This window comes from Aestuariivirga sp. (genome assembly GCF_044239095.1).
In the GTDB taxonomy this organism is placed as follows: Bacteria; Pseudomonadota; Alphaproteobacteria; order Rhizobiales; family Aestuariivirgaceae; genus Aestuariivirga.
In genome coordinates this window covers 1-10,721 of record NZ_JBIICB010000140.1, presented here as the reverse complement: position 1 = coordinate 10,721, position 10,721 = coordinate 1, and the positions used below count along the sequence as shown (strand labels likewise).

General features: G+C 61.7%; 11 protein-coding genes and 1 pseudogene. 9 read left to right on the top strand and 3 right to left on the bottom strand.

Features of this window, described 5'->3' with window-relative positions:
• The coding region (locus ACILRA_RS13335; RefSeq protein ID WP_395662583.1) for a Tex family protein at positions 1 to 2,226 on the top strand (2,226 nt) is incomplete at its 5' end.
• A gap of 83 nt (positions 2,227 to 2,309) precedes the next feature.
• Here ACILRA_RS13335 and ACILRA_RS13330 read toward each other — a convergent pair.
• The 3 genes and pseudogenes from ACILRA_RS13330 to ACILRA_RS13320 all read right to left on the bottom strand — a co-directional run.
• Positions 2,310 to 2,765: pseudogene (locus tag ACILRA_RS13330) on the bottom strand (DDE-type integrase/transposase/recombinase); the annotation flags it as partial.
• On the bottom strand, positions 2,753 to 2,977 hold the full coding sequence (locus ACILRA_RS13325) for a hypothetical protein (protein ID WP_395662582.1): 225 nt from the start codon (positions 2,975 to 2,977) through the stop codon (positions 2,753 to 2,755). The gene ACILRA_RS13325 and the pseudogene ACILRA_RS13330, both read right to left, overlap by 13 nt.
• 49 nt (positions 2,978 to 3,026) lie before the next feature.
• On the bottom strand, positions 3,027 to 4,103 hold the full coding sequence (locus tag ACILRA_RS13320) for a fatty acid desaturase family protein (RefSeq protein WP_395662585.1): 1,077 nt from the start codon (positions 4,101 to 4,103) through the stop codon (positions 3,027 to 3,029).
• Positions 4,104 to 4,244: 141 nt separating this feature from the next.
• Here ACILRA_RS13320 and ACILRA_RS13315 point away from each other — a divergent pair, with 141 nt between their 5' ends.
• The 8 genes from ACILRA_RS13315 to ACILRA_RS13280 form a co-directional block, all read left to right on the top strand.
• Positions 4,245 to 5,273 (top strand): LacI family DNA-binding transcriptional regulator, encoded by a 1,029-nt coding sequence (locus tag ACILRA_RS13315; RefSeq protein WP_395662581.1) that lies wholly within the window; start codon positions 4,245 to 4,247, stop codon positions 5,271 to 5,273.
• Positions 5,274 to 5,454: 181 nt separating this feature from the next.
• The gene (locus ACILRA_RS13310; RefSeq protein ID WP_395662584.1) at positions 5,455 to 6,282 is read left to right on the top strand and encodes a TIM barrel protein; all 828 of its coding nucleotides are present in this window, start codon (positions 5,455 to 5,457) and stop codon (positions 6,280 to 6,282) included.
• 109 nt (positions 6,283 to 6,391) lie between these two features.
• Positions 6,392 to 7,339 (top strand): sugar ABC transporter substrate-binding protein, encoded by a 948-nt coding sequence (locus ACILRA_RS13305; RefSeq protein ID WP_395662580.1) that lies wholly within the window; start codon positions 6,392 to 6,394, stop codon positions 7,337 to 7,339.
• A 144-nt stretch (positions 7,340 to 7,483) separates the two neighbouring features.
• The gene (locus tag ACILRA_RS13300) at positions 7,484 to 8,560 is read left to right on the top strand and encodes an ABC transporter permease (protein ID WP_395662579.1); all 1,077 of its coding nucleotides are present in this window, start codon (positions 7,484 to 7,486) and stop codon (positions 8,558 to 8,560) included.
• 2 nt (positions 8,561 to 8,562) lie between these two features.
• The gene (locus ACILRA_RS13295; protein ID WP_395662578.1) at positions 8,563 to 9,336 is read left to right on the top strand and encodes an ATP-binding cassette domain-containing protein; all 774 of its coding nucleotides are present in this window, start codon (positions 8,563 to 8,565) and stop codon (positions 9,334 to 9,336) included.
• 47 nt (positions 9,337 to 9,383) lie between these two features.
• Positions 9,384 to 9,632, top strand: coding sequence for a hypothetical protein (locus ACILRA_RS13290; protein WP_395662577.1), 249 nt, complete (start codon positions 9,384 to 9,386; stop codon positions 9,630 to 9,632).
• A gap of 9 nt (positions 9,633 to 9,641) precedes the next feature.
• The gene (locus ACILRA_RS13285) at positions 9,642 to 10,202 is read left to right on the top strand and encodes a 3-methyl-2-oxobutanoate hydroxymethyltransferase (protein ID WP_395662576.1); all 561 of its coding nucleotides are present in this window, start codon (positions 9,642 to 9,644) and stop codon (positions 10,200 to 10,202) included.
• 61 nt (positions 10,203 to 10,263) lie between these two features.
• Positions 10,264 to 10,721: Gfo/Idh/MocA family oxidoreductase (locus ACILRA_RS13280; RefSeq protein ID WP_395662575.1), on the top strand; the 458-nt coding region annotated here is incomplete at its 3' end.

Here is a 10,721-nt window from a genome sequence, read left to right as displayed (position 1 = left end):
CCCTTCATAGCGCGCTACCGCAAGGAAGCGACCGGCGGTCTCGATGACACGCAGCTGCGCAAGCTTTCCGAACGGCTGGTTTATCTCCGGGAGCTTGAGGAGCGCCGCAAGGCAATCGTGGAGTCGATCGCCTCGCAGGGAAAACTCACCCCCGAGTTGGAGCGCGTCATAGGAGCGGCCGGCACGAAGGCGGAGCTCGAGGATATCTACCTGCCATACAAGCCCAAGCGTCGCACCAAGGCCATGATCGCGCGGGAAAACGGGCTCGAGCCATTGATCGACCTTATCTTGACGAACCGTGCCACGGAGCCGGAGACTTTGGCCTCAGGTTTTTCCTGTGAACAGGTGAGGACGGTCAAGGACGCTCTTGATGGTGCCCGTGACATACTCATGGAGCGGCTTGCTGAGAATGCCGTACTTCTCGGCGAACTCCGGGCCTTCATGAGGAAAGAGGCCTTTATCATCTCGAAGGTCGTGGACGGGCAGCAGGAGAAGGGTGCGAAGTTCTCAGACTATTTCGACCACCGTGAGCCATGGGCCACGGTACCCTCACATCGTGCGCTTGCGATGTTGCGGGCCTCGAAGGAGGAGATCGTGAGCATCGACATCGCAGCCGATCCGGAAACAGGCGATGATCGGGCGGCAGGCATTGTCGCCCGCGCCATTGGCATCACCGGCAACGGTCCAGGTGACGCTTGGCTCCGCGCCGTTGCCAAGTGGACGTGGCGGGTGAAGCTGTCGCTTACCATGATGCTTGACTTGCTTGGTGATCTTCGCGCGCGAGCCCATGATGAAGCGATTTCTGTCTTCGCGCGCAATCTCCGGAACCTTCTGCTCGCCGCCCCCGCCGGCTCGCGCCGGACGCTCGGACTCGACCCTGGTATCCGGACAGGCGTCAAGGCAGCGGTAGTGGATGCGACTGGCAAGCTTCTGGCCACGGCGACGCTCTATCCCTTTCCGCCGAAGAACGATGTTCGCGGTGCTCAGGCCGCCCTGCTGAACCTGATCACCGGGCATGGCGTCGAACTCATTGCCATCGGAAACGGCACGGCAAGCCGGGAGACGGAGAAATTCGTCGCAGATACACTGGCTCTGCTTCCGAATGGTGTGAGGGCGCCGACGAAGGTCGTAGTCTCGGAGGCGGGTGCATCCGTCTATTCGGCCTCGGAACTTGCAGCGCGCGAATTCCCTGACACCGATGTTTCGCTGCGCGGTGCCGTGTCGATTGCCCGCCGCCTGCAGGACCCGCTTGCCGAACTGGTGAAGATCGAGCCCAAATCAATCGGTGTCGGGCAATACCAGCACGACGTCGACCAGTATCGGCTGGGCCGCTCACTGCAGGCGGTGGTTGAGGATGCCGTCAATGCAGTTGGCGTTGACCTGAACACGGCCTCAGCACCTCTCCTCTCACATGTGTCTGGTCTCGGACCCGGCCTCGCGGAGGCAATCGTGGAGTACAGACACATGAACGGGGCGTTCCGCTCCCGGAAAGAGCTGCTCAATGTATCGCGCCTTGGGCCCAAGGCCTTTCAGCAGGCGGCAGGCTTTCTGAGAATCCGGGACGGCGATGAGCCGCTCGATACTTCTGCTGTCCATCCGGAGACCTATGGTCTTGTGCGCAAAATCGTAGAAGCGAGCGGCCGTGATGTTCGCAGCCTGATGGGGGATACGGCAATGCTCCGAAGCTTGAATCCGCACGACTACGAGAGCGACGTCTTCGGCCTGCCAACGGTGGAGGACATCCTGAGAGAGCTCGAGAAGCCGGGCAGGGACCCTAGACCAAGCTTCAAGACGGCGTCGTTTGCGGACGGCGTCGAGAGCATGAAGGACCTGAGGCCTGGCATGCTACTCGAAGGCGTGGTCACCAATGTCGCCGCGTTCGGCGCCTTCGTCGACATCGGGGTCCACCAAGACGGGCTCGTACATGTGAGCCAGCTGGCTGACCGGTTTGTCAAGGATCCGCACGAGGTGGTGAAAACAGGCGATATCGTGCGGGTTCGCGTCATCGAGGTTGATATGCCGCGCAACCGCATCAGCCTCACGATGCGCAAGGATGGTGCTGAGGCAGTGCAGGAGGGCAGCAGGCCGCGGAAGCAAACAGGCGGTGCCCGCGAGGCGCAGAGACCGGTAGCAGCGGGTGCTCCAAAGTCAGCGGCAGCCCGGGACGGCGGAAGCCTGGGCGCTGCGCTCCTCGAAGCGATGCAAAGGAAAGGCCAGCCCCGCTGATCCGTTGGTCGCGTAACAGGAAACTCAGGCATGGTGGGGCGCGGCTGAACCGCCCGTGATTGCCGGAGGCTTCTTGGCTTGAGTTATACGGCCATGGGCAGCTTGTCCTTGGCCGCAGTCGCTGCGTAGTAATTCCCCTCGGCTTCAGCAGGCGGGATGTTGCCGATGGGTTCGGGCAAACACCAGTGATTGAGCCAGTTGACCCATTCCAGTGTTGCGAACTCGACGACCTTGAAAGAACGCCAGGGGCCCCGCCCGAGGATCACTTCGGCCTTGCAGGGTCCGTTATTCGCTTCGGCGAGCGCGTTGTCGTCGCAATCACTGACACTGCCGACTGATGGCTTGATGCCAGCCTCGGCCAATAACTCGGTATACTTGATCGAGAGGTATTGGCCGCCTCAATCCGAGTGATGGACGAGGCCAACCTTGCTGACAGGTTTCCTCTTCATGAAGGCTTGTTGCAAGGCATCAAGAGCAGAGCTGGCATGTGCCGTTCGGCTGACGCGCTAGCCCACGATGACGCGGGCTAGCGTTCTGATTCCGAAGCTTTAGTGATTTGATGTTGTCTGAGGCAGAAACGTTTGATGGTGGCGAGTATATCATCGGCGGACTTTGTCCATACGAAGGGCTTGGGTCTTTCGTTATGTGCTTTGATGAAGGTGAGGATGTCGTCTTCCAATGCGGCTGTGGAGCGGTGAATGTCTCTGCGGATGCAGTCATTGGCGATGAGGGCGAAGAAGCGCGCAACCACCCGTCAGCCGGTTCCCCTGGAGGCAGGACAACCTGTTGAGGTTCCACAGCTAGGCATTCACGGCATCGGTGTGAAGTTCCGGGCGGTACGGCCGGGCTGTCGGCGGCAGGGCGCGCAGCAGGAAGTAGTCCTGGCCCTGGAGCTGGCGGCGCCAGGCGGGGAAGATTTCCTTGTAGGCTGCCCATTGCGAGGACGAGGGCTCGGGAAGGTCTGATTTGATCAGCGCGTGAAGCCGGGGCAGTGCGTGGTAGGGCACCATAGGGAACATGTGGTGCTCGATGTGGTAGTTCATGTTCCAGTAGATGAAGCGCGAGATCGGGTTCATGTAGACCGTGCGCGAGTTCATGCGGTGGTCGAGTACGTTGTCTGCCAGGCCGCCGTGCTGGAGGAGGCCCGTCATGATGTGGTGCCATGCGCCGTAAAGGCGCGGCGTGCCGACGAGCAGCACCGGCAGCCATGACTGCAGAAAGACCGCGAGCGCGATGGTGGCGGCATAGATCATGAACCAGACGCGCGCCACGGAGATTGCCTTCGCCCATTCGGTCTCGGGCACATATGTCTGCTCGTCCTTGGTGAGGCTTCCTGTGACTGCATGCCGGAGCATCTTCGTCATGGCATCGAAGCTGTCGAGAATGCCAAAGGTGTTGAGAACCAACTTGAACAGCACGGGCGGGCGCATCACGGCGATCTCGGGGTCGCGGCCGACGATGTAGGTGTCGGTGTGGTGTCGCGTGTGGCTCCAGCGCCAGGTGACAGGATTGCGCATGATCATGAAGCAGGCGATCTGGTAGACCCACTGGTTCATCCACTGCGTGCGGAAGGCGGTGCCGTGGCTGCACTCGTGCCAGCGCGAGTCGGAGGCAGAGCCGTAGAGTACGCCATAGGCAAGCAACAGCGGGATTGACCAAAGCGAGGGATAAAGCCAGCAGGCTGCCGCTGCAAAGACCACCATCAGCCCCAGCCAGATAGCCGTGTCACGAATCGCTGGCATGTCGGAGCGCTGCATCAGCGCCTTCATGTCCTTGCGCGGCACGTCGGTATGGTACCACTCGGCTGCGGCAAGGCCCCGTTCGACGGCAAGCCGGCCGTCAGGCCCCGTCAGGCTGTAATCGCGCATGTGCACCATTGCGTCCAATTCGGCTCTCCTTCAGTCCTTGAGTGAGCCAGACGGTATGCACGATCCCCGGAGTGCTCAAGACAGGTTGTGATGTAATCTATCAAATGCTATCAAAAACTCTCTTGGAGAGCATGCAGGACTTGCAGTGGAATGGCAAAGAGACCGACGATCGCTGACTTGGCCGAGAAGGCTGGTGTGTCCGTCGCCACGGTGGACCGGGTGCTCAACGGGCGGCTTCCGGTGCGGGAGGAAACCGCCCGCCGCGTCTATGATGCGGCACGCGATATCGGCTATCACGCTACCGGCCTCATCCGTCAGCGTATCGAGCGTGAGGTGTCACAGTACCGGCTGGGCTTCCTGCTGCAGCGTCCGGAGCAGGAGTTTTACCAGAACTTCGCCACCGCCATCCGCGCCGCCTGCACTGATGAAATGCGCTTCAGGGTGCTTCCCGCCGTCGAGTTCCTGGACTCCCAGAACCCGGCAGATAATGCGGCACGGCTGAAGGACCTCGCCCAGCGCTGCCGGGCAGTCGCCATGGCCTCGATTGACCATCCGACGGTGAGTGCGGCGGTGGCGGAGGTGAAGGCGAGGGGTGTTCCTGTCTTCTCACTCCTCTCCGACTTCGCTTCGGGTGTGCGGGAGGGCTATGTCGGCCTCAATAATCGCAAGGTGGGCCGTTCCGCCGCCTGGATCATCTCGCGGATCGCCAAGCCCGGAAAGATCGCCATTTTCGTCGGCAGCGGCCGGTTTCACGGGCATGAACTGCGCGAGATCGGTTTCCGTTCCTACTTCCGTGAATATGCGCCGCAGTTCCAGCTGCTCGACACGCTGCTCAATCTCGAGACGCCGTCGATCGCCTATGAGGCAACGCTGCACCTGATGCAGCGTCATGCCGACCTGGCCGGCTTCTATGTCGCCGGAGGTGGCATGGAGGGCGCCATCGCCGCACTGCGCGAAGAGGGTGCGGGACGGGGCATAGTCGCCGTCTGCAATGAGCTTACAGCGGAATCGCGCTCGGGCCTTGCCGACAATCTCATCACCGCTGCAATTGCGACACCGCTTTCGCGCCTTTCCCAGCAGCTGCTTGGCCTGATGGTAACGGCCATCGAAAGCGGCCCGGCCGACACACCGGGGCAGTTTTTCCTGCCCTATGATCTGTTCATTTCCGAAAACATCTAACGCGTGGTTCTGATAGAATCTGTCATTTTGTGAAACTGAATGTCTCAGGAATGATGCAAATCCGGGCGATCTCATTTGACTTACCCGGCCCGGATGCGGTCTTTCTTCTTACCAAGGTTCCGGCGCCGCCCCTCAAGGGCAGGGACGTGACAGAGAACCGTGAATGGGAGAAAGACAGATGGTGGCAGGCATCCGCTTCGCGCTGAACCACATGGCCGCACCCAGGATGAGGCTGGACGAGTTTTTCGCCCTGGCGCAGAAACTTGGCATCACCGAGGTCGAGATCCGCAATGACCTCACCGGCAACGCCATACTCGACGGCACGCCCCCGGCATCGGTCAAGGCGGCGGCAGAATCGGCCGGCATCAACATCATCTCCATCAATGCGCTGCAGCGCTTCAATGAGTGGACGCCCGCGCGTGAGGCAGAGGCGATCCAGTTGGCTGACTATGCCCGCGACTGCGGTGCGCGCGCCCTCGTCCTCGTTCCGAAGAACGACGGCACTGGCCGCGCTAACGGCGAGCGGCAGGGCAATCTCCGTGTGGCGCTGAAGGCGCTGGCACCGCTCCTGCAGTCTCGCGGCCTCATCGGCCTCGTCGAGCCGCTGGGCTTCGAGATCTGCTCGCTCCGCCTCAAGTCGGAAGCGGCCGAGGCCATCAAGGCCATTGGCGGCCAGGGCGTGTTCCGGCTCGTCCATGACACCTTCCACCATCACCTCGCGGGCGAGGCTGACATCTTCCCGGACATGACCGGGCTCATCCATATCTCGGGTGTCAGTGACCGCAGCGTCTCCGTGCCGGACATGCGGGACTCCCACCGCGTTCTGGTCGATGCCGCAGACCGGCTCGACAATATCGGGCAGATCCGCGCCATGATGGCGGCCGGCTACACGGGCCCGCTCTCGTTCGAACCTTTCTCAGCCGAGGTTCATGCGCTGGCCAGCGCCGAACCCGCCCTGCGAGCAAGCATTGATTTCATCCGCAGCGGAGTGGCGAAAACCGCAGCGTGAGACGCCCGGGACCGGCCGCACGGCCCGCACCCCGAGGCACAGCAGATCCCCGAAACGGGATTTCCGGTCAACAAGGCGCCGCCGGACGCCAATGGAGGAGGACCCAACCATGAAGAAGTTTCTGTTTGCCGTAGCCACCGTGGCCCTGCTGGCCACATCTGCCCAGGCAGCCGACAAGATCGGCGTGTCCATGGCGCTCTTCGACGACAACTTCCTGACCGTGCTGCGCAACGGCATGATCGAGCAGGCGAAGGGCATGGAAGGTGTTGAACTGCAGGTCGAGGATGCGCAGAACGACGTCGCCAAGCAGCTTGACCAGATCAAGAACTTTGCCGCCTCGGGCGTCAAGGCCATCATCGTCAACCCTGTCGATACCTCGGCCACCCAGGCCATGACGGACGCTGCCGCCGCCGCCAACATTCCGCTGGTCTATGTGAATCGTCAGCCGATCAACGTTGACACGCTGCCGGACGGTCAGGCCTTCGTTGCCTCCAATGAGGTCGAGTCAGGCACGCTCGAGACGCTGGAAGTCTGCCGCCTTCTGAAGGAAGCCGGTAAGTCCACCGCCAACATCTATATCCTGATGGGAGAACTCTCCAACCAGGCCGCCGTGCAGCGTACCCAGGACATCAAGGACGTGATGGCTTCTGGCAATTGTGGCGTCGAACTCAAGGTCATCGACGAGCAGACAGCCAACTGGTCGCGCGACCAGGCCCAGAACCTGATGACCAACTGGATCTCGACAGGCGCCCAGTATGACGCCGTGATCGCCAACAACGACGAAATGGCGATTGGTGCCATCCAGGCCATGAAGGCGTCGGGTGTCGACATGAAGAGCGTGATCGTCGGCGGCATCGACGCGACGCAGGACGCGCTGGCCGCCATGGCCGCAGGCGACCTTGACGTAACGGTGTTCCAGAACGCTGCAGGTCAGGGCGCGGGGGCTCTCGATGCCGCACTCAAGCTCTCCAAGGGCGAGAATGTCGAGAAGAAGGTCTATATCCCCTTCGAACTCGTGACGCCCGCCAATCTGGCGAACTACCAGAAGAAGAACTAATCTGACGCCTGAACGCGCCGGGCGTGGCTGACAGCGCCACGCCCGGCCGTTTCTGTATCCCGCCAGACCCAGCGCTCACCGGGCTTGCGCTCGAGGGCCTGCTGGGCTGAACATCGTCGGGCATGGCTTGAGGGGGAGGAACGAGTGACAAAGTCCGTTCAAGGTACCGGCGGCTTGGCCTATGACAGCTCCAAGCGGAGCTGGCCCAACGAACTCAATGTGTTTCTGGCCCTCGTGCTGCTGGTCGTGGGCTTCGAGTTGATCGGCCGCATCTTCCTGAGCGACAGCTTCCTTTTCAATACCAACCCTAACCTCGACACGTTGTTCAACGAGGCGCGCCTGCAGATCATCATCCTGCAGGTGTCGATCGTCGGCATCATTGCCATCGGCGTGACCCAGGTCATCATCTCGGGCGGCATTGATCTGTCTGCGGGCTCCGTCGTAGGTGCCACGGCGATGGTCGCCATGTCCTTCGCCCAGGCCGGCACTGTCAACGGCAACCCCAACCCGACCTCCGCCTTCGGCAACCCGAGCCTGATGGATCTGCCGGTGATCGTGCCGGTGCTGGTGGCGCTGGGCTGCGGCCTGCTGGCGGGCCTCGTCAATGGGATGATTATCGCTTACACGCGCATTCCGCCCTTCATCGCCACGCTCGGCATGATGGTTTCGGCGCGCGGCATTTCGAAATGGGTCACCAAGGGGAAACCGATATCCTTCCCGGTGGAAGACTACACGCTGATCGGCAAGGGCATGATGCCCGTGGTCATCTTCCTCACGCTCGCAATTCTCTTCCACCTCATCCTGACTTACACCCGCTACGGCAAATACTGCTACGCCATCGGCTCCAATGAGGAAGCTGCGCGCATCACCGGCATCAAGGTGGAGCACCACAAGGTGCTGGTCTATACGATCGCTTCCATGCTGGCGGCAGTGGCGGCGCTCGTCCTCACCTCCAAGAACCTGACGGCACAGGCCGGCATGGGCGTCATGTATGAGCTTGACGCGATCGCCATGGCGGTGATCGGCGGCGTCTCGCTCGCCGGCGGGCGGGGTTCAATCATCGGCACCGTGCTCGGTGCGCTGATCTTCGGTGTCATCATCTCGGGCTTCACCTTCATGCGCCTTGATGCCTTCTACCAGGAGATGGTGAAGGGCGTGATCATCGTGGGTGCTGTGGTGCTCGACCAATTCCGGCAGCGCCGCAGCGGGCGGGGGAAATGAGCATGAGCGACATCGTCCTCAGAACGGAAGGCCTCACCAAGCATTATGGCGGCGTACATGCGCTGGAGAATGCCACATTCGAGCTGCGCAAGGGCGAGCACGTGGCGATCATGGGCGACAATGGCGCGGGCAAGTCGACCTTCGTGCGGCAGATCACTGGTGTCGAGCAGCCGACGCGCGGAAAGATTATCTTCGACGGGCGCGAGGTAAACTTCGCAGGTCCCCTCGATGCCCGCGAGGCCGGCATTGAAGCCGTATTCCAGAACCTCGCCCTTGCTGATGACCTTGACGTGCCATCGAACCTGTTCCTTGGCCGCGAGAAGATCAGGTGGAACCTCGGGCCCTTCTCGATCCTCGACCGCAAGGCCATGCGCGAGGCCACCCGCAAGGCGCTGGAGCGCACAGCGGTCAAGATACCCAACCTCGCGAGCACCATCCGCAACATGTCGGGTGGTCAGCGTCAGTGCGTGGCGATTGCCAGAACCGCGACCTTCGCCTCCAAACTCATCATCATGGATGAGCCCACGGCGGCGTTGGGAGTCCAGGAAACCGCGCAGGTGGAAAACATCGTGCGCACGCTGAAGGCGGCTGGCGAACCGCTGATTCTCATCTCCCATAACATGCGGCAGGTCTTCGACCTTGTTGACCGCATCGTCGTCTTCCGGCGCGGGCGGATCGTCGCCAACCTCAGCAAGTCCGAGACCAGCGGAGAAGACGTGGTCGCCTATATCACAGGCGCCAAGACCGGTGCCGAATATAGCGACTCCGCTGCCTAGACAGATGTACCCTTCGAACTGAACACGCCAGAACCAGGAACCTCCATATGCCCCGCCTTCGTCCACCGACCGTCGCCGATGTGCGCGCCAACAAGGGCAAGTACCAGTACACGATGATGCGTGTCGAGAACTGGGACGAGCTCGCCGCTGCTGAGGCCGCTGGCATCGATATGGTGTCGGTTTCTCCCGAGATGATGGTCGAGAAGCAGTTTCGCAGCGTGGCACCGACGCTCTTTGCCGTGCCGGGCATGGGGCTCTATTCGGCCCCGGCAGCCACCGATGACTATCTGCGCTAGGCCTTCCGGATGATGGAGGCGGGAGCAGATGCCGTCTATTGTGCTGCCTCCTTCCAGACGGTTGAGAGAATGGCGTCTGAAAGCATCCCCGTCATCGGCCATGTTGGCCTGATTCCGCACTTCTGCACATGGACTGGCGGCTTCAAGGCCGTGGGCAAGACAGCAGACAGCGCCATGGCCGTCTATGAGCGCTGCAAGCGCTATGAGGAGGTGGGTGCCTTCGGTGTGGAGATCGAGGTGGTTCCGCCCGAGGTGACGGCGGAGATTGCGGAGCAAACGTCGCTGTTCCTCGTCTCGATGGGGGGCGGCAAGGGCGGCGACTGCCAGTATCTCTTTGCCTGTGACGTACTGGGTACCAACACCGGCCATGTGCCACGGCACGCGAAGCAATACGCAAATCTGGCAAAAGAGTTCGCGCGCATTCAGGAAATGCGCATCGACGCCTTCAAGCAGTGGGTGGGCGAGGTTCACTCCGGTGCCTGGCCTGACGCGCCCTATCTCGTGGCGGCGCCTGAGGATGAAATGAAGGCCTTTAAGAGCCAAATGGCCAAGAAGAAACCTGCCCGCTGAGGGCGACGACCGTCGCTTCACGGCAGAACCACAAAGAGCAATACAAGTTAGGAGAACTCGAATGTTACGCTTTGGCGTTTTGGGTGCGGGCCGCATCGGCAAGGTCCACGCGCGGACGATTGCCGCCTCGGGCAAGGCCATGGTGGCCTATCTGGCGGATGCGCTGCCGAAGGCCGCTGAGGATCTTGCGGCCGAAGTGGGCGCCAAGGTCGCGAGCGTCGAGGACATCATCAAGGCGAAGGACGTGGACGCGATCCTGATCGCCACGCCCACGCCCTTCCATGCCGAGCAGATCGAGGCGGGTTCCAACGCGGGCAAGGCGGTGCTGTGCGAGAAGCCGGTGAGCCTCTCCGTCGAGCGGATCGAGCAGTGCCTGAAGACGGTGGAGAAGAACAAGACCACGCTGATGATCGGCTTCAACCGCCGCTTCGACCCGAATTTCGCGGCTCTCCAGAAGCGCCTGCGCGACGGGGCGGTCGGCAATGTCGAACTTGCCACCATCATCAGCCGCGACCCCGC